Origin of the sequence: Isoptericola aurantiacus (genome assembly GCF_044769875.1) — a bacterium.
Lineage (GTDB): Bacteria > Actinomycetota > Actinomycetes > Actinomycetales > Cellulomonadaceae > Isoptericola > Isoptericola aurantiacus.
On the sequence record NZ_JBJBAE010000005.1, the window covers coordinates 159251 to 183936 of the forward strand.

The following is a 24686-nucleotide window of genomic DNA, read 5'->3' on the forward strand; positions in this document are numbered from 1 at the left end:
GTCGGGCACGGCTCCGTAGCCCCCGCGCGGCCGACCCGGCTACGCGGCGCCGGTGACGACGTCGTACCCGAGCTTGCAGATCAGCGCACCGACGACGACGACGAACACCACGCGCACGAACCCGCTCCCCCGGGCCACCGCCATGCGGGCCCCGACGTACCCGCCGACGAGGTTCGCCGCACCCATCGCCAGACCGAGCCCCCAGATCACGGCGCCGTGCGGGACGAAGAACAGCAGCGCCCCGAGGTTGGTGGCGAAGTTGACGATCTTCGCCAGGGCCGAGGCCGGCAGGAACGCGTAGCCCAGGATGCTCACCAACGAGATCACCAGGAACGTGCCGGTACCCGGACCGAGCAGGCCGTCGTAGGCGCCGATCACCGCACCGATGCCGGCCGCCGTCCACCGGTGCCGGTTGCCCTCCCAGCGCAGGTTGTCGTGCCGGCCGAGCTGCGGTTTCGCCACCGTGAAGACGGCGACGCCGATGAGGACCACCAGGATGATCGGCGTGAACAGGTCCGCGGGGATCCGCGTGGCCAGCGCCGCCCCGCCCGTGGCCCCGACCAGCGCCGCGAGCGCCATCGGTCCCGCCGTCGTCAGGTCCGGGTGCACCCGTCGGTAGTACGTGATCGAGCTGACCGACGTGCCCATGATGGAGCCGAGCTTGTTGGTGGCCAGCGCCTGCACGGGCGAGATGCCGGGGACGAGGAGCAGGGCGGGCAGCTGGATGAGACCCCCGCCGCCGACGACGGCGTCCACCCAGCCGGCGGCGAGTCCCGCCAGGACGAGCAGCAGGACGGTGGTGGGATCGAGTTCGAGCACGACCGGAATCCTCGCACGCCGAGATCGACGTACCCGTCTCGAGATCGACGCACGGTGCGTCGATCTCGAGACGGGTACGTCGATCTCGCGGGACGGGGGGCTACTTCACGCGGACGACGAGGGCCTTCGAGCTCGTGGAGCCGAGGTCGTTCGCGAACACGATCCGGTAGGTGTGCGCACCGGCAGCCCGCCCGGTCAGGGAGACCTCGACGTGCTGGGCAGACGGCGTCGCCGCCGTGAGGTCACCGGCAGCGACCTCGACGCCGTCCTCGAGCAGGCTCCACGACGTGGCGTTGGTGCCCCACCACAGATCGGCGCTGACGGTGTAGGACCCGTCCTTGTCGTGGTTGTCGTGGCTGAGCCGCGGCATGGCCGGCGCCGCGTCGGTGACCCGCACCGTGTGCGCGCCGCAGCCGCTGGCGCCCGCCGCGTTCACCAGCTCGCAGGTGTAGGTGTACCTGCCGTCGGTGCGCCCGGTGAGGTCGAACTCGACGTGCTGGGCCGACGGCGTCGCGTCGACCAGGTTGCGGGTCGCCACGACCTCGCCGTCCTCCAGGAGCCGCACCGAGGTGGCGTTCTGGCCCCACCACAGGTCCACGCTCACCGTGTATGCACCGCCGCGGACGCCGTCGTGCGCGTTGTCGTCGCTGAGGACGCCGCGCGCGGGCACCTCGGTCGCCGCCGGGCCGTCGATCGCGTACAGCGTCGTCGAGCCCGAGACCTCGTTGCCGACCGCGAGCATCGGCTCCCCGGTGGGCGAGTCCTCGCCGGAGATGAACGCCAGGCCCTCCGGTCCCAGGTCGCCGGCCGCGGCCAGCACCTGCGCCGGCGAGGCGCCGTCGTCGATCGCGTCCTCCGCCGAGACCGAGAAGTCGCGGTTGTTGAGGTACTGCACGAACTGGGCCCCGGCCGGGTCCGTCACGTCGTAGACCATCACGCCGCCCACACGCTCCAGCCCGACGAACGCGTACGTGCGCCCGTCGACCTGCCCGATCGCCATGTTCTCCGGCTCGGGCCCCTTGGCGTCGGACCGGGACTCGAAGGACGACTCACCGTGGTCGGAGTTGAAGTTCTCCGGGGCGACCTGGGCCGTGATCTGCTCGAAGTCGTCACCCGAGTCGAAGACCTGCTCGCCGTCGGTGGTCCAGATCGAGAAGGACCGCCCGCCGAACGCGTAGAGCTCGGAGTAGCACGCGCCGTCGGCCCGCAGCCCCGACGCCCTGGTCACCTCCAACCGCCCGAGGTCGGCGTCGTCGGTGCGACCGGCGGCCGGGCTGTCGGCGCAGATCGGCGCGACGCCGTCCTCGCCGAGGTCCTTGATCCGCACCGGCTCCTCGTAGTCCCCCCACTCGCGCGCGTCACCCTCGTTGGCGGTCACGAGGTACGTCTGCCCACCGGCGGTGTAGGCGTTGATCCCGTCCGGCATGTACAGGCCCTGGACCGGGACCGTGCGGATGTCGATCGCGCCCTCGCCGTCGGGGCCGTCCTCGTCCGAGGGATCGATCCCCTGCCCCTCGATCGAGAAGTCCTTGGCGCCGAGCGGCCAGATCTCGGTGACCGCGGCGTCGTCCAGGTCGACGACGGCGACGGCGTTCGCCTCCTGGAGCGCCACGTAGGCCACGCCCGAGTCCCCGGAGACGGCCACGTACTCCGGCTCGAGGTTGCGGGAGACCGGGTGGTCGATCCCGTCGATCCCGGCGAACACGCGCACGCCGTCGGGCAGCGCGCCGTCCTCGAAGGCGTGGAACCCGGCGATCCGCACGGCGTCCTGCGCGGGTGCCGCGACCGCGTCCGGCAGGTCGACGACGGCGACGTCGCCCTCGGGGTCGACGGCGTAGTCGTCGTCGGGCTCACCCTCGTCGGCGACGACGGCGCGGGCGCCGTCCGGGGTGACCGTCACCATGTCCGGCTGGGCCCCCACGCGCACGGCGCCGAGGGCGGACCCGTCACCCGCGGCGTCGAAGAACACCAGCCAGCCGGCGTCCGTCTTCGGGTCCGACTCGACGGCGACGACGCCGAGGCCGTCCGCGCGCACGGCCACAGAGTTGGCGACCGCCCCGGCAGGGACCGAGGACCCGTCGTCGGCCACGAGACCCGTGGTCTCCAGCGCGAAGAGCTTGTGGGGGATCGCAGGGTCCGCGACGTCGAGCACGGTGACCTCACCGGCGTGCGCGTTCACCGAGAACAGGCGCTGCGAGGCGCCGTGGTAGGCGACGATCTCGGCGCCGGACTCGTCGAAGAGACCGGTGGAGTAGCTGCCGAGCGGACGCAGGTCGATCGCGGCGCCGTCGGCGCTCACCCCGACCGGGTCGTCGACGACGGACGCCTGCGCGGGCAGGGTGAGCGCTGCGGCGCCGCACAGGGTGAGGCCGAGCGCGGCGGCGGCGACGCGGGCGACGGACGGGTGGATGCCACGGACGGGCACAGGTGCCTCCGGTGTGAGGAAACAGGATCGCGCTGCACGCTAGGAGGCGCGGGTAGCGCACGTCCGCCCCGCCGGTGAACGGCGGGTGTCCCTCAGATGGCCGTCCGCGGCCGGCCCTCAGGCGTGCAGGGCGTCGTACTCCGCCTCGGCCGCGACGTCGTCGGCGACGTCGAGGCGCAGGTGGGCGAGCACGCCCTGCAGGACGCGCAGGGCGGACGACGCCCGCTCGCCCCAGATCGACAGGTAGCTGTACTGCCACCACCACAGGCCCTCGAGCTCGTGACCCTCGTCGTAGTGCTGCAGCCCCTTGGCGACCTCGGCCACGATGCACGCCAGGTCACCGGAGATCGTGGCCGGCGTGACCTCGTCGCTGAGCACCGGGTCGGAGACCTCGACGTAGTCGTCGAACCCGTCGAACATCTGGGCCAGCGCCGTCCGCAACGGGTCGACGTCGGTCTCCCGACCGGCGTCGGGCTCGAACCGCTCGACCGGCACGACGTCGACGATCGCGGCGAGCCGCGCGCCCGCCGACAGCAGGTCCGACGTCGCCAGGATGAGCAGGGAGAGCTCGGCGCCGGGGAACCCGCCCGAGGCGACCTGCGACGTCGTGGACAGGAACGTGCGGGCCTGCGTGGACACCTGCTCGGCGACCTCGCGGAGCTCGGAGTCGCTCGCGATCTCTGGCACGGTCCTCACCTGTCCTGTCGTGGACGCCGCGGCCGGTCAGGCCCCGACGACGCGTCGGCCCTCGAACGCGCGGCCGAGGGTCACCTCGTCCGCGTACTCCAAGTCTCCCCCGACAGGCAGTCCCGACGCCAGACGGGAGACCGTGACCCCCATCGGGCCGATGAGCCGGGACAGGTAGGTGGCCGTGGCTTCCCCCTCGACGTTGGGGTCGGTGGCGATGATGACCTCGGTGACCGAGCCGTCGGCCAGGCGCGACATGAGCTCGCTGATGCGCAGGTCGTCCGGCCCGACGTTGTCCAACGGATTGATGGCCCCGCCGAGCACGTGGTACTTGCCGCGGAACTCGCGGGTGCGCTCGATGGCGACGACGTCCTTGGGCTCCTCGACGACGCAGATCACCTCGTCGCTGCGCCGCGGGTCCGCGCAGACACGGCAGGTCTCGGACTCCGCCACGTTGCCGCAGATCTCGCAGAACCGCACCCGCGCCTTGACCTCCGTCAGCGCGTCCACGAGCCGCCGCACGTCCGCGGCGTCCGTGGCGAGCAGGTGGAACGCGATGCGCTGCGCGCTCTTGGGCCCGACGCCGGGAAGCCGGCCGAGCTCGTCGATCAGGTCCTGGACCGCACCTTCGTACACCTGCTCAGCCTACGGGTCGCCGGGGACAGCGCCGTGCCAGGGTCTGTGCGGCAGTTCGTCATCGGTGCGGCAGTCCGGACTGCCGCACCGATGACGAACTGCCGTCGTGTCGCTCCGTCCGGCATGATGCCTGGCATGGATCGCGATCCGGGCGACGAACCCGTCGCCCTGTACGACGCCGCGGGTCGACCGTCCGGCGCCGCACCCCGCCGTCGCGTCCGGTCGGAGAACCTGCGCCACGCCGCGACCGCCGTCGTCGTCCGCAACAGCGCGGGCGACGTCTACGTGCACCGGCGCACCACCACCAAGGACGTCTACCCCGGCCGCTACGACTTCTGCGCCGGCGGCGTCCTGCGGCCGGGAGAGTCACCCCAGGACGGCGCCGCACGCGAGGCCGCCGAGGAGCTCGGTGTCGAGGCCGTCCCGCTGGAACCGCTCGGCTGGGCCGACTACGCCGACGCGAGCACCCGCTACCGGGCTTTCCTGTTCACCTGCACCTACGACGGCGCCGTCACCTGGCAGCCGGAGGAGGTCTCCTGGGGAGCCTGGGTCACCCCGCGACGGCTGGCGGCGATGCTCGACGAGGTGGAGTTCGTGCCCGACTCGACCGCACTCCTGGGCCGGTGGCTCGACGCCCTGCGGGCCGGGCGACGCCGCGCGTGACGGTGGCCGCACGCCGGCCGGCCGGGAGACGGGCCGGGCGGCCCACCACGACGCTCAGGCGCCGAGCCCGGTGGCACGCAGCAGCGCCGTCGGGCCGAAGGACACGTTCTGGTCGACCGCCAGCTCGACATGCCGACCCTCCCCGTCGCCGCCGAACGTCAGCACGACGTCCAGCGTGAACGGGGTGCCGCGCCAGACCAGCCGAGCCGTCAGGGTGTCGTGCGCGGTCCAGGCCGCCGCGCCGGCCACCCCGATCTCCCCCACCGCGAGCCGGACGCTCCCGGTGATCCACCGCCCCGTGCCGCACACCACCGTGTGCCACGGCTGGTCGGGACCCGGCGTCCAGCACAGCTCGATCCGGTCGCCCTCCTGCTGCACCGCCACCGCGTGCCAGCGCAGGAGCTCGCGGCCGTGATCGTCCGGGCTGCCGGGTTCCGGTACGCCGTCCTCGGCGGTGGCCGGGTCGACGGCGCCGTCGGCCAGGACGAACGACGAGCCCCGGACGAAGTCCGCGAGCGGGACGTGAGCGCTGCCGCGCGGCCGTGCCACGGCCAGCCCGTCCGGCACGAACGGCCCTGCGCCGTCCTGCGGGACCGCGGTGCCGCCGTCGGACATCCCGCTGGTCACGGCGTCGAGCACGGCCTCGAGCTCGCGGCTGGTCTCCGTCGTGCCGCTGGTGAGCACCACGACGGCGTCGTGGGCCGGTGACACCACGCAGAACTGGCCGAAGGCGCCGTCGGCCCGGTAGGCGTCGTGGCGGCACCGCCAGAACTGGTAGCCGTAGCCCTGCTCCCAGTCCGGGCTCTCGTCGGGGCCGTTGGGTACCTGGAAGGAGGTCATCTCCTCGATCCACCCGGCGGGCACGAGCTGGGTGCCGCCCCAGCGTCCGCGCTGCAGCCAGAGCTGGCCGAGCGTCGCCAGGTCCTCGGTGGTGATCGCCAACCCGTACCCGCCGACGTCGATCCCGGCCGGGCACTGCTCCCACGTGGCGCCGCTGATGCCGAGCGGGGCGAACAGCCGCGGGGTGAGCCAGTCGAGCAGCCGCTCCCCCGTCAGGCGGTGCAGGATCGCGCTGAGCAGGTACGTCGCCCCGGTGTTGTAGACGAAGCGCGTGCCGGGTTCGTGGACCACGGGAGCGGCGAGGATGTCCCGCGCCCAGCGGTCGCCCGGGCGGTGCAGGTTGTCGAACCGGAACTGCATGGTGTCCGCGCCGTGACCGGAGGTCATCGTCAGCAGGTCGCGCACGGTCATCGCGGCCAGGTGCTCGCCCGGGTCCGGCGGCGCGTCGTCCGGCAGCAGGTCCAGCACACGGTCGTGCGTGGTGAGCAGGCCCTCGGCGACGGCGAGGCCCACGGCCGTGGCCGTGACGGACTTCGACACCGAGAACATGCGGTGGGGCTCCTCCGGGACGAACGGGTCCCACCAGGCCTCGGCGACGACGTGCCCGTGGCGCAGCACCATCAGGCTGTGCACGTCGTCGACGCCGTCGAGGGTCTCGACCAGTCTCTCCAGCGCGTCGGGGTCCACCCCCTGGGACTGCGGGGTGGCACGGGGCAGGCGGCGCGTCGTCGTCACGCGTTCAGTGTGCCCGACACCGCGGTCTGCGCGAGGAGGTCCTGCGACAGCGGGGCCACGGGGTACGCCGTCACCGGGTCCGCCGGATCGACCCAGACCAGCTCGGCGAGCTCGGCCCGGGCCTCGGGCGTGAAGTCGGCAGGCAGGTCGACGGCGAAGACGTGGGCGTCGACCAGGTGGTCGGGCTCGTTCGCGGCCACCGCGTGGCGTCGACCCAGCGGTCGTGCCGTCGCGGCGTCGACGGTCAGCCCGATCTCCTCGGCGCACTCGCGTGCCAGTGCCGCGGCCGGATCCTCGCCGGGCTCGATCTTGCCGCCCACCTGCATGAACGCCATCGTGCCGCGTTTGCGCACCAGCAGGAACCGCCCGTCACGCACGATGACGGCCGCGACGATGTGCAGGGTGGTCGTCGAGGTCACGGCTGGGTCGCCACCTCCTCGATCACCTTCCCGTCGAGCACCTTGACCACGAGCGGCACCCCGACCAGACCCGTCGAGGCGAGCTCGGGATCGTCGTCGGACAGGTCCGCGTAGTGATCCACGGCCGCCCGCGCCTGCGCCCCGGGAGGCGTCGTGGGGTCGGACGACGGCGCCGCCCCGGAGCGTGCCGCCTCGGCGGCCGGGTCGCGCCGTCCCTCGGGAACCGGCGCGCCGGCCGCGGGCGTCACGGCGGCTCGCGGGTCGGGACGGGAGGGCGTGGCGACGGAACCCGCCGGCGCGGTGCCGGCAGACGCGGCGGTGCCGGCGGACGCTGCCGAGGCCGCGGACCCTGCGGAGACCGACGACCCGGCCAGCCACGCGGCGTCGGCGTCGTCGGCGGCACCGGGCCCTCCGGCAGGCCCGGCCACGGTGGCGACGCGCTCGGCGAGGGCGACCCCACCACCGGCGGCGGACCGGCCGCCAGCCCCGCCCGGTGCGTCGTCCGCCCCGGGCGGGACGACCGTCGGCCAGGAGGCGTCGGCCGTGGTCGGCCCGGACCCCGTGCCCCTCTGCCCGCCCGGGACGGATCCCGGACCGGCGGTGGACGGCGCACCCGCGTCGGAGGGCGCGCCCGCGGGTGACGACGTTCCGGCGGCCGGGGCGCCGCCCGCCGCCTCGGCGTCGTCGGACGGCGGCTCGGGTCCCAGATCCGGACCCGGGGCCCGGGCAGGGTCGGCCGGTCCCGGTGCCCCGACCGTCGCCTCGACGCGTACCTGGATCCCGAGGGTCTGGTAGACCGCGTCGGCAACCGCCTCGACGTGACGCGACTGGGAGAACGTGCGTGCCATGCCCTCGGCCTGGAACCCCAGCCGGAGCAGGTCGCCGGCCAGGGACGCCACCTGGGCGTTGGGGCCGACCAGAGCTCGGGTCACGGGGCTGGCGACGTTCGCCACCACCTCGTCCCACCGACGGCGGACCTCCTCCGCCGTCAGCCCGGCCGGGGGTGCCGTGGCGGCGGCCGACGTCGGCTCCGCGGCCGGCGTCGGAGGTACCGGGTCGGCCTCGGCCGCTGCGTCGGGCGCCTCGGCCGGAACCGGACCCTCGGCCTCCACGGCGGGGGTCCGAGCGGGAGGAGCCTCGGCCGAGGACTCCGCAGCGCTCTCGGTCGCGCTCCGGGAGGCGGCCTCGGACGCGCTCGGGGGCGCGTCGGGCGCGGGCACGCCGGAGGGCGCTGGTGCGGGGTCATGCTCCGTCGCGGCCCGGTCCGACACCTCCGACGTCGCGACGGTGGCGCCCTCGGTGCCGCCGGTGCCGCCGACGGCGGCGCCACCCGTGGCCGTCGCGCTACCCGTGTCGGTCGCGCCACCCGTAGCGGTGCCACCCGTGGCGGCGCTACCCGTGGCGGTCGGTTCCTCGGCGGCCTCGGCAGCGGCGCCCCTGGGCCCCGTCCCGGCCACCGCGCCCGCTGCTGGATCGGCGCCCTCGGCGGCGGGAGCGGCGACGGTCGCGACGTCCCTCGGCAGCGGGCGACGGCTCTGCTGCAGCGCGGCCCGTGCCGCGGCGGCGCCCGACAGCCCGGGTCCCCCCGGCCGAGCCGGTTCCACGCCGCCGCTGGCCGCGACGTCGGGGGCCGTCGTCGCCGGTGAGACCCCGCCCACGCCACCGGTGGCGACCGCGCCGCGCTCGAGACGGTCGATCCGTGCGGCCAGCCCGTCGGCACCGTCGTCGGCGCCGGGCAGCAGGAGGCGCGCGCAGAGCAGCTCGAGGTGCAGGCGGGGTGAGGTGGCCCCGGTCATCTCGGTGAGCGCCGCGTTGACGAGGTCGGCGGCCCGGGAGAGCTCCGCGACGCCGAGGTTGGCGGCCTGGTGCCGCATGCGCTCGAGCTGGTCGGCGGGCAGGTCGCGCAGCACGGCATCGGCGGCATCCCCGGAGACCGCGATGACGATGAGGTCCCGCAGGCGCTCGAGGACGTCCTCGACGAACCGTCGGGGCTCGTGCCCGGTGGCGATGATCTGGTCGACGACGCGGAAGATCGACGCGCCGTCACGTGCGGCGAGCGCGTCGGTGACGTCGTCGAGGAGGGTGGCGTGGGTGAAGCCGAGCAGCGCCACCGCGCCGTCGTACTCGACGACCCGGTCGGGCGCCCCGGCGATGAGCTGGTCCAGCACGGACAGCGAGTCACGGACGGAGCCGCCGCCGGCGCGCGTCACCAGCGGTGCCACGCCGGCCCCCAGCTCCACCCCCTCGGCGGCGCAGAGCCGCTCCAGGTAGGGGCCGAGCACGTCCGGCGGCACCAGTCGGAACGGGTAGTGGTGGGTACGCGAACGGATCGTGCCGATCACCTTGTCCGGCTCCGTCGTGGCGAAGACGAACTTCACGTGCGGAGGCGGCTCCTCGACGATCTTCAGCAGCGCGTTGAAGCCCTGGGAGGTGACCATGTGCGCCTCGTCGAGCACGAAGATCTTGTAGCGGTCGCGGGCCGGGGCGAAGCTGGCGCGCTCACGCAGGTCACGGGCGTCGTCGACCCCGTTGTGCGACGCCGCGTCGATCTCGACCACGTCCAGGGAGCCGGACCCGCCGCGTGCGAGCTCGACGCAGGAGGGGCACTCGCCGCACGGGGTGTCCAGCGGCTGCTCGGGAGTGTTCCGCGCGCAGTTCAGCGTGCGCGCGAGGATCCGCGCGGACGTCGTCTTGCCGCAACCGCGCGGGCCGGAGAACAGGTAGGCGTGGTTGACCCGGCCGCTGCGCAGCGCCTGCATGAGGGGGGCCGTGACGTGCTCCTGGCCGATCACCTCGGCGAAGGTCTCGGGCCGGTAGCGGCGGTACAGAGCGGTGGTCACGCACGCCACGATAGACGCCGGGGCCGACACGGACATCCCCCGGCCCCGGAGGTGGACCCTCAGAATGTTAGTGACTAACATCAGAGCATGGCCAGCACTCCGACACCCCGCGCGCTGCGGACCCGGGCACGCATCCTGGACGCTGCCCTCGAGCTGTTCGAGCACCACGGGTACGACGCCACGACCGTCGCTCAGGTCGCCGACGCCGCAGGCGTGACGCAGATGACGTTCTTCCGCCACTTCCCCACCAAGGACGCCGTCCTCGTCACCGACCCCTACGACCCGCTGATCGCCGAGGCGGTCGCCGCCCAACCCCGCGACCTCGCTCCCCTCGAGCGGGTCCGGCGCGGGATGCTCGCCGCGCTGGCCACCATCGAGCCCGTCGAGGACGCCACCGCGCTGCGCCGCGTCCGGCTCGTCGCCACGCACCCCGCGCTGCGCGCCGCCGTCGCCGCCGCCACCGCCGACAGCGAACGCGCGATCGCCGACGCCCTGGTCGCCGACGGCACCGACCGCTTCGAGGCCACCGTCGTCGCCGCCGCCTGCCTGGGCGCCTGCACCGCCGCGCTGCTCGCGCTCCCCCGCATGCCCGCGCCCGACGACGGCGGTGGCCCGCACCTCGGCCAGGTCGTCACCCGTGCGCTGGAGTTCCTCGGAGCGACGCCGTGAACGCCCTGTCCCTCACGGCCGTCCGCCACGCGTTCGGCGCCCGCACCGCGCTGGACGGCGTGTCCCTGACCGTCGAAGCCGGGGAGGTCGTGGCGATGATCGGGCTCAACGGTGCCGGCAAGACGACGGCGCTGCGGGTGCTCACCGGGCGGCTGCGGCCGACCTCCGGCACGGCTCGCGTGCTGGGCGCCGACCCGGCACGGTTGCCCACGACGGCGGCACGCCGGTTCGGTCAGGTCGTCGGCGTCGGGCTCGTCTCCCCCGACCTGACCGTCCGCGAGAACGTCCGCACCGCGGCACTCCTGCACGGCGTGCGGCGGGCCGACGTCGCCACCGCGAGCGCCGCCGTCGTGCAGCGCCTGGACCTGGGCGCCTGGGCCGACGCTCGTGCCCGCACGCTGTCCGCCGGCAACGCCCAGCGCCTCGCCGTCGCGTGCGCCGTCGTGCACGCGCCCGATGCGCTGGTGCTCGACGAACCCACCTCCGCGCTGGACCCGCGCGGGGTGGTGCTGGTGCGCGGGGCGGTCCGGGCGCTGGCCGACGCGGGCGCCGCCGTGCTCGTCTCCAGCCATCACCTGGACGAGGTCGCCCGCGTGGCCGACCGCGTCGTCGTCGTGCACGGCGGGCGCTTGGTGGGCGAGCTGCCGCCGGGCCCGGAGATGGAGCAGCGGTTCTTCGCCCGGGTGGTCGCCGCGGACGACGCCGACCGCACGGCGGGATCCGGGAGTGCGGCATGACCGGCCTCGGGGTGGCGCTGGGGACCGAGCTGCTCACGTGGCGGCGGTCGGCGGTGCAGCGGGTCGCGAGCCTGCTGCTGGTGCTGGTGGTGCCGGTGGCGGCGACCGGGCTGGTGACGCTCGCGCGGTCGGGCGCGGTGGTCGGTGCGGGAGCTGCCAAGCTGGCCGACTACGCCACCGGGGACGCTGCGACGACCCAGCTCGTGGCGGCGGGGCAGGTGCTCAGCGTCGCCGTGCTCATGGCGGGCGGGTTCGGCGCGGCGGCGGCGTTCGGCCAGCCGTTGGCGGACGGACGGGCCGGGGCCTTCGTGGGCCTGGCGACGCCGACGGGCTCGGTGGCGCTGGCGCGGTGCCTGGTGCTGCTCGGGTGGGCCGCGGCGTGCACCGCCGCGGCCGTCGCGCTCTGCGTGGCGGCCGCCGGCGCCACCGGTCTGGTCACGGGCTCCGGGATGGACGGTGCGGCATGGTCGGCAGCGGTGCGGGCGCTGGGTGCCGGGCTGCTCGCCGCCTGCCTGGCGGCACCCTTCGGGGCGGTGGCGACGCTGACCCGCAGCCCCCTGGCGACGGTCGGCACGCTGGTGGGGACGGTCGCGGTGACACAGATGGTCGTGCTGGTCGGAGGAGGAGCCTGGTTCCCCTACGCGGTGCCCTCGTTGTGGACGGGCACGGGCGGGGCCGGCGCGGCGGCGGCAGTGGGTCCGGGTGCGTTGCTGCTGACCGCGGCGGTCGGGCCGCTGGGGATCGCCGCCGTCGTGCTGCAGTGGCGGCGGCTCACGAACGTGTGAGGGGCCGAGCCCCCGCGGTAGCATTCAATCGATTCAATCCCCAACCGGAGGACCGATGACGATCCACCTCGCGGGCGACTCCACCGTCGCTCCCACCGACCACGGCGCCACCTCGGGGCATGCCGCCATCCCGCTGCTGGGCTGGGGTGACGAGCTCGCCGCGCTCGTCGTGGACGACGTGTACAACTGCGCCGTCGGCGGCGCCACCACGCAGACCTTCCGCGAGGAGGGTCACTGGGCCCGCGTCACCGACGCGCTGCGCCCCGGCGACACCGTCGTCATCCAGTTCGGGCACAACGACCAGAAGCACCCCGAGGAGCTCGCCGCCGACGGCGGGTACCGGCGACGGCTCGCCGAGCTCGTCGCCGAGGTGCGCGACGGCGGAGGCCGTCCCGTCCTGGCCACCAGCGTCGAGCGGCGCTCGTTCGCCGACGACGGCTCGCTGCGGTGGTCCCACGGCGCCTATCCCGCCACGGTGCGTGCGCTGGCCGCCGAGCAGGACGTGCCGCTCATCGACCTGACGGTGTTCACGCGCTGGCTGTACACCTGGCTGGGCGAGGAGGCGTCGGCGGCGCTGTTCCCCCACGGTGCCGCGGCCGCCGCAGGCCTGCCCGTGGACGAGTCGCTGGCGCAGGACAACACCCACTTCACGACCGCCGGCGCCCGGTACGTCGCGCAGTTCGTGGCGGAGACGCTGGCCTCGATCGACGGCGTGCACGACGCCGAGGTCCCGGCCGGGATCGCGATCGCCGCGCGCACGGGCTGAGCCGCGTCGGGACTCCTCATGCTTCGCGGGCGGGATGCGTGAGGAATCACGACGCGGGCCCGTGGCGACGCCGGAGAACCTCAGCGTTGGCCGGCACGAAGGATGAGGATCCCCGACGCCGGCCCGTCAGTGCGTGGTGATCGGCCGCAGGTAGAGCCCGGGCTCGCAGCCACCCTCTCCCGGTTCCAGCTGGATGCGCCGGAAGTCGGAGAACCGCCACGCCGGTTCCCCGTCGGGCCGCACCCCGACGATGCAGTCGCGCGAGCGCACCACCCCCACGGCAGCCACGAGCCGATCGCCGTCGCGCTCCGTGCGGACGTCCACGAACTCCTGGAAGACCCCGCGCAGGGCGGCCTCGGCGGCGGCGGGACCCGTACCGTCCGGGAGCTCGTCGAGGACCCCCAGCACGAAGGCCTCGGCGTCCGGGCCCAGCGAGGGCAGCGGGGTCGGGTCAGGGAGCGGCGCTGTCGTCAGGTCGTCGGGGCAGCCGATCTGGTCGCGCGACGCCTCGCCGTCGTACTGACGGGCGTGCACGGTGAACCGCCAGCAGGAGAGCGAGTAGCCCTCGGTACGGCTGTCGGAGAACAACCCGCTCCCCGACCAGGCGGCCGTCCTGGCCTGGACCGCGACCTCCACGACGGCACCACCCTCCGCGCCCGAGTCGCCCTCCCAGCCGAGGACGACGACAGCGGCGCCAGGGCTGGCGTCCTGGGCGCGCTGCGCGAGGTTCTCGGCGTCGAGCGGCTCGGCGCCACGGGGTTCCAGGTCGGCCGCGAGCTCCGCGACGGCCTCGCGGACCTGGCCGTCGGCGTACCCGTCGCCGTCGTCCGGCGTCGACTGCTCGAGGAGCATCAGGTAGAGGACCACGGCCAGCACCACGACGATCCCGGCCACGACCAGCACCACGATGCCGACGCCTCGCGCCACGCTCCGACCCGGAGATCTCTCCACCATGGCCGACATCCTGGCGCACGGTGCACCAGGGCCGCATCCGTCGTCGCAGGCCAGTCGTCGCAGGCCACAGGGCCCACCACGCCGGCGGGCACACCCCCCGTGGGACGCGAAGGACCCCTCGCGCACCCACCAGAGCTCACGTACCCTTGCTGCCTTCCGGCCCTGGGGGAGTTCGGCGAGATGGTGCCGCACGAGGGGTCTGATCCCTACCCTAACGGAGACCGGGCCGGACCTCGAAACCGGCCGTGCCGGCGCCGCAGCGGGTCACGCACCTCACATCGGGCCGATTCGGAGACCGGGCACCCCATCCGCTATTCTGCTGGGGTTGCCTGCGCCGGTGTGCACACCGGAGTTCTCAGGCAGCACCACGAGGAGGATTCGCCTAGCGGCCTATGGCGCACGCTTGGAAAGCGTGTTGGGTTCACGCCCTCGGGGGTTCGAATCCCCCATCCTCCGCCGCCAGAAGGGCCCCGCACCGTCGGTGCGGGGCCCTTTCGGGTTTCCACGGCAGGTCGGCCAGGGCGACAGGCAGGTAAAGCAATCGTCATGGCATCGTGACCATCTCGTGGCGCACAGCGCACAGAATCGTCACGACCTGCCTCTACGATGGCGGCCATGATCTTCAAGGCCGTGGGTGACGGGCGCCCCTATCCGGACCACGGACGCGAGAACACCCAGGACTGGTCCGACGTGCCGCCCCGCCAGGTGCGCCTCGACGAGCTCGTCACGACGAAGCGCACGCTCGACCTGGACACGCTGCTGTCCACCGACTCGACCTTCTTCGGCGACCTGTTCGCCCACGTGGTCGAGTACCGGGGCACCCTGTACCTCGAGGACGGCCTGCACCGCGCGGTGCGCGCGGCCCTCCAGCAGCGCCCCATCCTGCACGCCCGCGTCCTCACCGTGGGTTGAACCACCCGGAACCGGAATCTCAGGTAGTTTCGTCGCGTGACCTCACCAGCCCAGGACCCGGCGCGCGTCGCGCGCCGTCGACGCAAGCACGAGCGTCAGGCTGTGGTCTTCGGGCTCATCATCGCGTTCCTGGTGGTCGCAGGCCTCGGTGCCTTGGCCGTCTACACCGGCACGATCAAGTCGCCGATCGACGAACCGATCCACACCCCGAGCGCCGAGGACACCACCATCGCGCCGGCCTGCGTCCCGCAGACCAAGAAGTGGCCCGACGGCGCTCCGCCCGTGGCGTACAACAAGGTGAAGCTGCGGGTGTACAACGCCGCGGACTACAGCTTCGGGATCGCCGGCGCCAACGCCGACGTCCTCGCCGACCGCGGCTTCGACATCGTCGACAACGGGGACTTCACGCGGCTGATCGACGGCAGCTCGGAGATCCGCTACGGCCGCAAGGGCATCCGCCAGGCCTACACCCTGGCCGCCCAGTTCCCCGACGTCCGCCTCGTGCTGGACGATCGGAAGGGCAGCGCCATCGACCTGCTGGTCGGGTCGGACTACTCGGAGCCGCTCCCCGTCGAGGACGTCCCCCTGACCAGTGGTGAGCCGATGCCGAACCTGGACGGCTGCGAACCCGTGAGCGAGATCGACCCGGTGCCTCGGGAGTACGGTCTCGGGCGCGACCCCGACGCGGACGCCGACGCCGACCAGGCGTAGTCGGGTCCCGTCGCGTCAGCCTGACCCGCGGGCACGGCCGAGGCCCGGCGCCGACGGCCGCCTCTCAGTCCCCACGGTCCGACGGCGGCCCGTCCGACGGCGGCACGGCGGCCGGTGAGCCGACCTCCTGCGTCGTGGTGCCCCGCCACCGGCCGATCACCCGCATCCCGTGGTACAGGATCAGCGCGGCGGCCGTCCCGAGGGCGATCCCCTCGAAGGCCAGGTCACCGACCACCCACTGGTAGTTGGCCACCGCGACGACCAGCGGGACCGCCGCCGTCGTGAGGTTGACCGGGTCGGCGAAGTCCACGCGGTTCTGCACCCAGATGCGGAAGCCGAGCACGCCGATCATGCCGTACAGGATCGTGGTCACCCCGCCCAGGACGCCGGCCGGGACCGAGTTGACGACCTCGCCGAACTTCGGGGAGAACGACAGCGCCAGGGCGCCGATCCCGGCCACCCAGTAGGCCGCCGTCGAGTAGACCCGGGTCGCCGCCATGACCCCGATGTTCTCGGCGTAGGTCGTGGTCCCCGAGCCGCCACCGGCCCCGGCCAGGGTCGTGGCCACTCCGTCCGCGAGCAGGGCGCGACCCATCCGGTCGTCCAGGTTCTGACCGGTCATCGCCGCCACGGACTTCACGTGCCCGACGTTCTCCGCGATCAGCACGAACACGACCGGCAGGAACAGACCGAGGACACCGGGCTCGAAGCTCGGGGCGGTGAGCTCCGGCGGCCCGAACCAGCCGGCTTCCTCGACCCGGGAGAAGTCGATCTCGCCGCGGACGGCGGCGAACGCGTACCCGATCAGCACGCCGACCAGGATCGACAGGCGCCCCAGGATCCCCCGGAACAGCACCGAGATCAGCACCACGGCCACGAGCGTGACCATGGCCGTGACCGGCGCCTGGCTGAAGTTGTCCCAGGCGGCGGGCGCGAGGTTGAGCCCGATGAGCGCGACGATCGCACCGGTGACGACCGGCGGCATGACGACGTCGATCCAGCGCGGCCCGGCGTGGTGCACCACGACGCCGACGACGACGAGCAGGAGGCCGGTGACGAGGATCCCGCCGCTCGCGGCGGCCTGCCCCTGCGACGCCGTGGCGGCGCCGATCGGCGCGATGAACGCGAAGCTGGACCCGAGGTAGCTCGGCAGCCGGTTGCCCGTGATGAGCAGGAACCCGATGGTGCCGACCGCGGAGAAGAACAGCGTGGTCGACGGCGGGAACCCGGTGAGGAGCGGGACCAGGAACGTGGCGCCGAACATCGCCACGACGTGCTGCAGCCCGATCCCGATCGTGCGCGGCCAGCTGAGCCGTTCGCCGGGACCGACGACCTCACCGGGTGCGACGTGCGTCCCGTCTCCGTGCCTGGTCCAGCCGCGCTGCATACCCGCCCCGTCCGTGGAGATCTCGTGAAGGCCGCCGCTACCCTAACGCGGCCGCCCGCGTCATCAGCCACGCCTCCGTCCACGCGCGCGTCGACCCGTCGTCGATCCGTTCGTCCGGCAGGTCGCGCGCCACGTCGAGCGCCGCGGCCGCGTCCTGCGGCCCCAGCAGCCCGGCGTACATGAGGAGCTGGTCGCCGAACATCACGTCCCACACCTCGGGCCCGGTCCACAGCTCGTCGGTGCCCAGGGCCTCGGCGAGGTTGGCCCGCACCCGGTCGGGATCGTCGCCGAGGTAGGTCGAGATCCCCGTCACCGGCAGCACGAGGATGCCGAGCGCCGCGCTCTGCTCCGCGGAGAACCAGGTGGCACGCTCCCGCTTGCCGTCCCACACGAGCGAGGTCACGGACGCCTCCAGCCCGTCCGCCGCGGGGTCGGTGGTGTCGAAGTCCGTCCAGTAGGCGCGCGCCGAGTCCGCCTCGAGCGCGAGCATCCAGCGCGCCTGGTCCGCCAGCCCGCCGTCGTCCAGGCCGGCGGCGGCGCGGGCATCGGCCCACAGGGCGAGCCCGTGCCAGGCCGCCACGGCCTCGGAGGCGGACTCCTGGTTGTTGCCGTCGGCGAACGGCGCCTGGCCCGAGGCCCACGAGTGCCCCGTCACGACGTCCAGGACCCGGAGCGCCGGCAGCGGGGCACCGCCGTCGACCGGCACGTCGGCGGCAGCGGCCACGTCGGCGGCGAGCAGGTCCACGACCGGGGCGACCTCTTCGGCCAGCTCCGGGTCGTCGGCCGCCAGGACCCCCGCGGCGTACAGGAAGTAGCCGTAGTGGAAGTGGTGGTCGTTGCCCTCGTCGGTGCCGAACCCGGAGACCTGCCCGACGACGGTCCGCAGGACGGGGTCCCAGGTGAAGCAGCGTTCGGCCCGCTGGGCGCAGCCGTCCGGCTCGGTCCAGGTGCGCAGGTCGGCGACCACGCTCTCGTGCAGCCGGGACGCGACGTCGTCGAGCCCGAGGTCACGCGCGAGCGTCCACAGGTTGGCGTCCCGCGCCAGCGCCTTGCCGCCGAAGTACGTGTCGGCAGGACGCACCTCCTCGAGCGACGTCGCCGCGTCGGCCCGCACCTGGTCGGCGAGCTCGTCACGATCCGCGGGCTCCAGGCCGGAGAGGTCCAGGCCGACCTGCGGCTCGCGTTCCGGGGAGCGCCAGCCCAGGGTCGCGCCCCGGCAGACGTCCACGGTGCCCAGCACCGTCGCGTACGAGCCGAGGCCGCAGGTGGCCTCGTCGGCCGCGTCGGCCTGGTGCGGGAAACGCACGACGACGGCGGGCCCGCCGGACGCCGTGGCGTACGTCAACGACGTGGTCACCTCCTCGGAGCCGACCTCGTAGCCCACCTCGGAGCCGACCACCGGGTCCCCGGCGGCCTCGACGAGCTCCGCGAACGCCCCGTCGGCTCCCGCTCCCGCAGCGCCGTCGGCTCCAGGGCCGTCGGGTGCGACGAGCCACGACACGCCGTCGCCCTCCGCCAGCGCGAGGGTGGTGCCGCCGTCGTCCAGGGCCCCCGCCGCGTCGAACCCGCCGGTGCCGAGCAGCGCGTGGGCGCGCCCGCCGATCTCGGCGGTGGCGACGCCGTCGGGCAGCCCACCGGTGCCCGGCGAGAACGCCTGGCTCAGGTGCAGGTCCTGGCCCCGGGCGGCCGTGTAGTGCAGGACGGGCGAGCCGCGGGTGAGCACCAGCGACCCGTAGACCACGTCGTCACCGGCCACGAGATCGACGGTCACCGTCGCGGCGTCGTACCCGGACACGACGCCTGTGACCGTCTCGCGCAGGTCGATCTGCACCTGCGGGGCGTAGCCACCCGCCACCAGGGTCCCCTCGGCACGCACGTCCGGCAGGCCGTAGGCGAACCCGGACGCCGTCATGCCGACCGCGAGCGGCAGGGGGAACACCGGCTGCGGGGTGTCGCCGAACACCAGGCCCGAGAACCACCGGTTGGTGGGCGGGGCCAGCCCGTCGGCGAGGCGCATCGCGACGTCGGCGGCCTCGGCCTCCGGCAGCGCGGCCGGGTCGACGTCGGGGGCGGCGGCGCCGGTCACGACCGTGCCGACCGCACCCCCTCCGGGCGTCGACGGCGCGGCCGGAGCCTGCGCCGTCGTGCACCCGGCGGCGAGCAGCGCGACCGCGAGGCCGAGGGAGGCCGCGCGGCCGGCCAGGGGGCGCGTCACAGGCCGATCCTGCGCAGGAACCGCTGGAAGGCGAGGTCGACGCCGGACAACGGGCCGTCGTCGTGCAGCTCGACGCTCGCCTCGACGGGGGTGCCCGGCTGGACGAGCCCGGCGCCCGACCGCTGCTCCAACGAGGGACTGCCCACCACCACGGACGCCTCGGCCTGGTTGCGGGTGGAGGTCACGGAGATCGACTCCACCTCGCCGGGGATCTCGGACTGGTCCGGCAGCACGATGCGCACGTACGCGCCCTGCTCGATCCGCGCGTAGTCGGCCGGGTCGAGCAGCATCTTGGCGTCCACCGTGGTGGAGCCGGACCGGTTGAGCGTCGCGACGACCTCACCGGACTGGATGAACGCGCCGGGCGCGGAGGTGACCTCCGCGACCACGCCGTCGACGGGCGCCTCGACGGTCATCTCACCGTCGTCGGACACCTCGAACGTGGCGGCCTTGCGCGAGACGACGCCGGTCGACAGGTCGTGCGCGAGCAGGAGGCTGCGCATCGTGAAGATCGGGTCCCCCGCGGCGACGGTGTCGCCCGGTTCGACGAACGACTCCACGACGGTCCCGGCGTAGTCGGTGCCGACGGCGACCTCCTCGGCCACGATCGTGGCCTGCGCGGAGGTGGCCTGGGTCAGCCGCCGGTTGAGGACCAGGGTGAGGGTGGCGCAGAGCGCCAGGACGACGACGACGCCGACGGTCAGCTTGAGACGGGTGGCCCAGGTCATGCGGCACCTCCGGAGGTCACGGGTGCCCGACGGCGGTCGCCGCGGCGGGTGGTGCGGTCGCGGCGGCGCCCGGAACGGGTCGGCGCAGCAGCGGTGGGAGCGTTCCCGCGCGGAGCGGCGCCCGCGGGGTCGACGTCGTCGGTGCGGGTGCGCTCGCCGCGACGCAGCGCACGGCGGCCGGCCATCGCCTCCCGGTGCTCGCGCACCGCGGTGGCCATGAACCCGGCCAGGATCAGCGTGTTGGTGGCGTTCCACGCCACGGCCAGGCTGGGCAGACCGCCGTCGCCCGCGTGCTTCCACACCCCGACGATCGAGGTGATCAGCAGGAACACGAAGCACAGCACCTGCGGGACGATCACCTCGAACGGCGAGGTGCTCGCGCCGGCGCGCCCGGTGACCGACCACGCCTGCTGCTTGCCCGTCAGCGCGTTCCAGAACGCCTTGACGTAGATCGGCCACGAGACCGCCGCCAGGAGCAGCACCTCCCAGCGGAAGGAGCCGAGCGTGAAGAACGCCAGCGTGATCTGCAGCCCGTAGAAGCCCAGGTAGTACAGCGCCCAGGTGCCCACGGAGACGTCCAGCCGCATCGGTGCCAGGCTCAGGTAGATCTGCATCGGGGGCACCAGCAGGAGCAGCAGCGGCGCGATCCCCGACAGGTAGTGCGTGGAGGTCACGAAGTACTGCAGCCGCTGGTCCACGGTGAGGTTGCGCCGCGGGGACAGCGGGTTGTGCTGCAGCAGGATCTCGAACCCGCCCGTCGCCCACCGCAGCTGCTGCTTGGCGTAGGCGACGATCGTCTCCGGGGTGTCCCCCACCGCGAGGGTCTGCGGGATGTAGACCGTGCGCCAGCCGCGCTCGTGCAGGTGCACCGACGTCCACACGTCCTCCGACTTGGAGTCGGTGTACATGCCGCCCACGTCGTCGATCGCCTCGCGGCGGAACACCACGTTGGTGCCCACGCAGAACGCGGCGTTGAAGCGGTTGCGGCCCGGCTGCACGAACCGGTAGAAGACCGCCTGCATGTACCCGGCGCCCCGGGAGATGAGCGAGGTCATGTTGCCGTACGTCTGCGGCGACTGCACGAACGCGACGTCGTCCCGCACGAAGAACGGCACCGTCTCGACCAGCAGCTCGGGCCGCGCCACGAAGTCGGCGTCCAGGATGACGAAGAGCTCCCCCTTGGCGATGCTCAGCGCGTGGTTGACGTTGCCGGCCTTCTGCCCGCCGCTCGACAGCCGGCGGATGTACCGGGCCCCGAGCGTGGCCGCCACGTCCCGCACCTCGTCGTCGCGACCGTCGTCGAGCACCCACGTGCGGTGCTCGCCGTGCACGGCGACGGCGGCACGGACCGTGCGCGCGATGGTGTCGACGTCCTCGCCGCAGGTGGTGATGAAGATGTCGGCGGTGACGGGGCGGTCGTCCAGGAACATCCGCCACCGCGTCGGGTCGTCCGTGGCGCCGTCCCGCAGGATCTCCGGGGCGTCGAAGAGGCGCTCGCGGGCGTGGTGGTAGGCGAAGTCGCGCGGGTCGTAGCCGGAGGAGAGCACCGTCCACATGGCCAGCAGCGCCAGACCGAGGAGCACGGACTCGGCGGTCACGACCAGCAGGTACGGCAGCCAGTCCCCGCGGTGGTCCGGGTCCAGGAGGAAGACGGCGTAGGCCACGGCGCCGAGCGTGGCCAGCAGCATGATGAGCATCAGCGACGGCGAGTGCGCGGCGGCGTTCGCGTCGCGGCGGCGGGCGGCGGCCTGCGGGTCGCCCTGGATCGTCGTGCCGGGTGCCGGCGGCGGGCCGGCGGAGAAGGGCAGCTCGGGGCTGCGGGTGTCCAGGCTGGTCATGGGGCGTGTCCCTTCACGAGACGCAGTACAGCGTGACGTCGGTACAGCACGGGGCCAGACCCCGGAACGCACGAAGTGGGCCCCCCGCGTCGGGGAACCCACCTCGTCGTCTGGATCACACGCTAGAGCGCGGTGTGGTCCGTGTCACGGCTGAAAACGCTCGCCGCCGAAACCTCCACCGTCCGGCAACGCAGGAGTGCTCGGCGGGCAACCGCCCGTTCACACAACGCTGTGGGCATGAATTCGACGGCCCCGTATCGATATGAGGCCGTCGAATTCATACCCACAGCGGAACGGGGTCAGAGCTGCGGGGCCACCTCCCGGGCGACCAGGTCCAGGTGGTCCAGGTCCTGCAGGTCCAGCACCTGCAGGTAGACCCGTTGCACACCCTGGTCACGCAGCGACGCGAGCCGGTCGACCGCCTCGGAGACCGTGCCGGCCACCCCGTGCTCGCGCAGCTCCGCGGGCTCGCGACCGATCGCCGCCGCCCGGCGCGTGAACTCCGCCTCGTCCGCGCCGACCGCCAGCACCAGCGCGACCGACTGCGTCAGCGACCCCGGTGCGCGACCGGCGTCGGACAACGCCTGCTCGATGACGCCGATGCGGGGGCCGATCTCCTCGATCTGCGGGAACGACTGGTTGTACTCGGTGGCGAACCGGGCGGCCAGCGCCGGGGTCCGCCGCGGACCGCCGCCCCCGACGATGATCGGAACCTGCTCCTGGGCGGGCTTGGGCAGCGCCGGCGAGTCCTGGATCGTGTAGTGCGTGCCGTCGAAGTCGAACGTCTCGCCCACGGGCGTGCCCCACAGCCCCGTGAGGATCTCGAGCTGTTCGGTCAGGATCCCGAACCGCTTCTCCGGGAACGGGATCCCGTAGGCCGCGTGCTCGGCGGCGAACCAGCCGGTGCCCAGCCCGAGCTCGACGCGGCCGCCGGACATCTGGTCCACCTGGGCCACCTGGATGGCGAGCACCCCCGGGTGGCGGAACGTCGCCGAGGACACCAGCGTGCCGAGACGCACCGTGTCGGTGTCCCGGGCCAGGCCGGCCAGCGTGGTCCACGAGTCCGTGGGGCCGGGCAGGCCGTCACCGCCCATCGCCAGGTAGTGGTCGGAGCGGAAGAAGGCGCTGAACCCGAGCTGCTCGGTCGCCTTCGCGACGGCGAGCTGGGTGTCGTACGACGCGCCCTGCTGGGGCTCGGTGAAGATGCGCAGGTCGAGAGCCATCGCGGTCCTCTCAGTCGTGCAGCGGGCGCTCGGTGCGCGTCCGCTTGAGCTCGAAGAAGTGCGGGTTGCCGGCCAGGGCCACCGCGGCGTCGAACACCTGCGTGGCCTCCTCGCCCCGGGGGACCCGGGTCAGCACCGGCCCGAAGAACGCGACGCCGTCGACGTGGATCGTCGGTGTGCCGACCTCCTCGCCCACGGGGTCCATGCCGGCGTGGTGGGAGGCGGCCAGCGCCTCGTCGTACGCGTCCGACGTCGCGGCGTCGGACAGCGCGGCCGGCAGACCGGCCTCGGCGAGCGATGCGGTGATCACCGCGTGGAGGTCCTTGTTCTGCTGGTCGTGCCAGCGGGTGCCGAACGCCGTGTAGTAGGCGGCCAACGCCTCGGGGCCGTGATCCGTCTGCACGGCGGCGGCGACCCGGATCTGACCGCGGGAGGCCTCGATGCGCTCGCGGTAGTCCGCGGGGATGTCCTTGTCCTTGTTCAGCAGGTACAGGCTCATCAGCTTGAAGGTGAGCTCGACGTCGCGGTGCTTCGTGACCTCCAGGGCCCAGCGCGAGGTCACCCAGGCGAAGGGGCAGGTGGGGTCCACGAAGACGTCGACGACGGGTGGTCCGGACGGAGAGGTGGTGTCGGTGGAAGTCATCCCTGGCACAGTACTCCGCCGCCCGAATCGGTTCGAGGCGGCGATGGGTAGGCTCAGGACGTGCTCTCGACCGTGCGTGACATCCGATGGGCGAGCATCCTGACCGTCCTGCTCGCCGGCGCGTTCGCGATCGTCTCGTTGGCGGCGGCGCTGCGCGGCCGGGCCTGGGCCTGGGTGCCGTTCGCGCTGTCCGCGGCGATCCTCGTGCGGGAGGTGCGGTACCTGCAGCGTGCCCGACGGCGGTCCGTCGGCTTCGACGCCCCCGACCGCCGCGACGACTCCTCGAGGTAGGCCGGCCTCACGCGAGGTAGGCACGGCTCTGGCGAGGTAGGCACGGCTCTGGCGAGGTAGGCGACAGCGCCATCTCGGGTTGGCCTACCTCGCGGGAACTCTGCCTACTCCGCGGGAACCTGGCCTACGTCGCGGTAACCATGCCTACCCCACGGTGCTCCGGCCTACCTCGCGGGGGGCGTGCCTACCTCGCGGGAACCTGGCCTACCTCGCGGGGGGCCGGGGCCAGACCGCGCGCGACGCCGGCGCTCGTGAGCCGCCGGGCCAGGGACAGCCCCAGCCAGGTGCACAGCAGGAAGCTGCCCATCATGAGCACCACGAACGTCACCAGCACCACGGGCGCCATCACGCCCATGTCGAACGCGACCCACCCCGAGGCGACGTACGCCGCGCCGAACACGAGAGCGTCGACGTAGAACAGCCACGGCCGCCAGATCCGGTAACGCGTCACCAGGAAGGCCAGCTCGACGGCGACGCCCGCCATGAGGCAGGTGACGATCGAGTACGCACCGACCGGCGAGGCCGCCGACACGACGCCGGCCACGAACGTGGTCAGCACCGCCGCACCGGGCCGCCGGATCAGCGCCAGGGCGAGCACCGGTCCGATCATCCACAGCCCCACCATCGGGGCGTAGACCATCGGGGCGGCGGCCGCCAGGGGTGCGGCGGCGAAGTTCGCGGGGATGAGCAGCACGCCGGCGGCGGCGCCGACGGCGGCGCACGTCATGAGGTAGCGGGTGGTCAGGGACGGCATGGTGACTCC

Annotated in this window: 23 protein-coding genes, 1 tRNA gene and 1 other RNA gene; 9 read left to right on the top strand and 16 right to left on the bottom strand. The window is 73.6% G+C overall.

Annotated features, from left to right (window positions below; genetic code table 11):
- Positions 1–39: 39 nt before the first annotated feature.
- From ACIQLL_RS14515 to recR, 4 genes are all read right to left on the bottom strand, one after another.
- Positions 40–819, bottom strand: a complete 780-nt coding sequence (locus ACIQLL_RS14515; protein WP_402468520.1) for a TSUP family transporter — start codon at positions 817–819, stop codon at positions 40–42.
- Between the two features lie 100 nt (positions 820–919).
- A complete protein-coding gene (locus ACIQLL_RS14520) occupies positions 920–3244 on the bottom strand; it encodes a choice-of-anchor I family protein (RefSeq protein ID WP_402468522.1) in 2325 nt (774 codons plus the stop codon).
- 117 nt (positions 3245–3361) lie between these two features.
- The gene (locus ACIQLL_RS14525) at positions 3362–3931 is read right to left on the bottom strand and encodes a DUF5063 domain-containing protein (protein ID WP_402468525.1); all 570 of its coding nucleotides are present in this window, start codon (positions 3929–3931) and stop codon (positions 3362–3364) included.
- A gap of 36 nt (positions 3932–3967) precedes the next feature.
- Positions 3968–4567 carry a recombination mediator RecR gene (recR, locus tag ACIQLL_RS14530; RefSeq protein ID WP_402468527.1) on the bottom strand — a complete coding sequence of 200 codons (600 nt, stop codon included), beginning with the start codon at positions 4565–4567 and terminating at the stop codon, positions 3968–3970.
- Positions 4568–4702: 135 nt separating this feature from the next.
- Here recR and ACIQLL_RS14535 point away from each other — a divergent pair, with 135 nt between their 5' ends.
- A complete protein-coding gene (locus tag ACIQLL_RS14535; RefSeq protein ID WP_402468530.1) occupies positions 4703–5230 on the top strand; it encodes an NUDIX hydrolase in 528 nt (175 codons plus the stop codon).
- Between the two features lie 54 nt (positions 5231–5284).
- On the opposite strand, the gene ACIQLL_RS14540 is transcribed toward ACIQLL_RS14535, so the two are convergent.
- From ACIQLL_RS14540 to ACIQLL_RS14550, 3 genes are read right to left on the bottom strand one after another with little or no spacing between them, the layout of a single operon-like run.
- Entirely contained in the window at positions 5285–6805 is a 1521-nt protein-coding gene (locus tag ACIQLL_RS14540) for a serine hydrolase domain-containing protein (RefSeq protein ID WP_402468533.1), read from the bottom strand.
- The gene (locus ACIQLL_RS14545) at positions 6802–7224 is read right to left on the bottom strand and encodes an NUDIX hydrolase (protein ID WP_402468536.1); all 423 of its coding nucleotides are present in this window, start codon (positions 7222–7224) and stop codon (positions 6802–6804) included. Before ACIQLL_RS14545 ends, ACIQLL_RS14540 begins: the two co-directional genes overlap by 4 nt.
- The gene (locus ACIQLL_RS14550) at positions 7221–10064 is read right to left on the bottom strand and encodes a DNA polymerase III subunit gamma and tau (RefSeq protein WP_402468539.1); all 2844 of its coding nucleotides are present in this window, start codon (positions 10062–10064) and stop codon (positions 7221–7223) included. Before ACIQLL_RS14550 ends, ACIQLL_RS14545 begins: the two co-directional genes overlap by 4 nt.
- 87 nt (positions 10065–10151) lie before the next feature.
- Between ACIQLL_RS14550 and ACIQLL_RS14555 the strand changes: the two genes are divergently transcribed.
- Genes ACIQLL_RS14555 through ACIQLL_RS14570 form a run of 4 tightly spaced genes read left to right on the top strand, consistent with a single transcriptional unit; the run spans position 10152 to position 13021 of the window.
- Complete coding sequence (locus tag ACIQLL_RS14555) at positions 10152–10733, top strand: TetR/AcrR family transcriptional regulator (RefSeq protein WP_402468541.1); 582 nt, start codon at positions 10152–10154, stop codon at positions 10731–10733.
- Positions 10730–11470 (top strand): ABC transporter ATP-binding protein, encoded by a 741-nt coding sequence (locus ACIQLL_RS14560; RefSeq protein ID WP_402468544.1) that lies wholly within the window; start codon positions 10730–10732, stop codon positions 11468–11470. The genes ACIQLL_RS14555 and ACIQLL_RS14560 overlap by 4 nt, the downstream gene beginning before the upstream one ends.
- Positions 11467–12255 (top strand): ABC transporter permease, encoded by a 789-nt coding sequence (locus ACIQLL_RS14565; protein WP_402468547.1) that lies wholly within the window; start codon positions 11467–11469, stop codon positions 12253–12255. The genes ACIQLL_RS14560 and ACIQLL_RS14565 overlap by 4 nt, the downstream gene beginning before the upstream one ends.
- A gap of 55 nt (positions 12256–12310) precedes the next feature.
- Positions 12311–13021: a rhamnogalacturonan acetylesterase gene (locus tag ACIQLL_RS14570; RefSeq protein ID WP_402468550.1), complete on the top strand. Its 711-nt coding sequence runs from the start codon at positions 12311–12313 to the stop codon at positions 13019–13021.
- 126 nt (positions 13022–13147) lie between these two features.
- Here ACIQLL_RS14570 and ACIQLL_RS14575 read toward each other — a convergent pair whose 3' ends face one another.
- Both ACIQLL_RS14575 and ffs read right to left on the bottom strand, forming a co-directional pair.
- Positions 13148–13975: a hypothetical protein gene (locus ACIQLL_RS14575; RefSeq protein WP_402468552.1), complete on the bottom strand. Its 828-nt coding sequence runs from the start codon at positions 13973–13975 to the stop codon at positions 13148–13150.
- Between the two features lie 106 nt (positions 13976–14081).
- Positions 14082–14178: signal recognition particle sRNA small type (ffs, locus tag ACIQLL_RS14580), an RNA gene on the bottom strand.
- Between the two features lie 168 nt (positions 14179–14346).
- On the opposite strand from ffs, the gene ACIQLL_RS14585 reads away from it, so the two are divergent.
- The 3 genes from ACIQLL_RS14585 (at position 14347) to ACIQLL_RS14595 (ending at position 15598) form a co-directional block, all read left to right on the top strand.
- Positions 14347–14431: transfer RNA gene (locus ACIQLL_RS14585), tRNA-Ser, on the top strand.
- A gap of 159 nt (positions 14432–14590) precedes the next feature.
- Complete coding sequence (locus tag ACIQLL_RS14590; protein WP_402468554.1) at positions 14591–14887, top strand: type II toxin-antitoxin system VapB family antitoxin; 297 nt, start codon at positions 14591–14593, stop codon at positions 14885–14887.
- A gap of 36 nt (positions 14888–14923) precedes the next feature.
- Positions 14924–15598, top strand: a complete 675-nt coding sequence (locus tag ACIQLL_RS14595) for a LytR C-terminal domain-containing protein (RefSeq protein WP_402468556.1) — start codon at positions 14924–14926, stop codon at positions 15596–15598.
- 64 nt (positions 15599–15662) lie between these two features.
- Here the strand turns inward: ACIQLL_RS14595 and ACIQLL_RS14600 are convergent, their stop codons facing one another.
- The 6 genes from ACIQLL_RS14600 to ACIQLL_RS14625 form a co-directional block, all read right to left on the bottom strand.
- The gene (locus tag ACIQLL_RS14600) at positions 15663–16985 is read right to left on the bottom strand and encodes a uracil-xanthine permease family protein (RefSeq protein WP_402468559.1); all 1323 of its coding nucleotides are present in this window, start codon (positions 16983–16985) and stop codon (positions 15663–15665) included.
- A gap of 37 nt (positions 16986–17022) precedes the next feature.
- On the bottom strand, positions 17023–19200 hold the full coding sequence (locus tag ACIQLL_RS14605) for a glycosyl hydrolase (protein ID WP_402468561.1): 2178 nt from the start codon (positions 19198–19200) through the stop codon (positions 17023–17025).
- Positions 19197–19928 (bottom strand): HlyD family efflux transporter periplasmic adaptor subunit, encoded by a 732-nt coding sequence (locus ACIQLL_RS14610; RefSeq protein WP_402468564.1) that lies wholly within the window; start codon positions 19926–19928, stop codon positions 19197–19199. The genes ACIQLL_RS14605 and ACIQLL_RS14610 overlap by 4 nt, the downstream gene beginning before the upstream one ends.
- Entirely contained in the window at positions 19925–21766 is a 1842-nt protein-coding gene (locus tag ACIQLL_RS14615) for a glycosyltransferase family 2 protein (protein ID WP_402468566.1), read from the bottom strand. Before ACIQLL_RS14615 ends, ACIQLL_RS14610 begins: the two co-directional genes overlap by 4 nt.
- A gap of 299 nt (positions 21767–22065) precedes the next feature.
- A complete protein-coding gene (locus ACIQLL_RS14620; RefSeq protein ID WP_402468568.1) occupies positions 22066–22989 on the bottom strand; it encodes an LLM class F420-dependent oxidoreductase in 924 nt (307 codons plus the stop codon).
- Between the two features lie 10 nt (positions 22990–22999).
- The gene (locus ACIQLL_RS14625; RefSeq protein WP_402468570.1) at positions 23000–23632 is read right to left on the bottom strand and encodes a mycothiol-dependent nitroreductase Rv2466c family protein; all 633 of its coding nucleotides are present in this window, start codon (positions 23630–23632) and stop codon (positions 23000–23002) included.
- 60 nt (positions 23633–23692) lie between these two features.
- Between ACIQLL_RS14625 and ACIQLL_RS14630 the strand changes: the two genes are divergently transcribed.
- Entirely contained in the window at positions 23693–23923 is a 231-nt protein-coding gene (locus tag ACIQLL_RS14630; protein WP_402468573.1) for a hypothetical protein, read from the top strand.
- 184 nt (positions 23924–24107) lie between these two features.
- Here ACIQLL_RS14630 and ACIQLL_RS14635 read toward each other — a convergent pair whose 3' ends face one another.
- Positions 24108–24677 carry an ECF transporter S component gene (locus ACIQLL_RS14635; RefSeq protein WP_402468576.1) on the bottom strand — a complete coding sequence of 190 codons (570 nt, stop codon included), beginning with the start codon at positions 24675–24677 and terminating at the stop codon, positions 24108–24110.
- Positions 24678–24686: the final 9 nt, after the last annotated feature.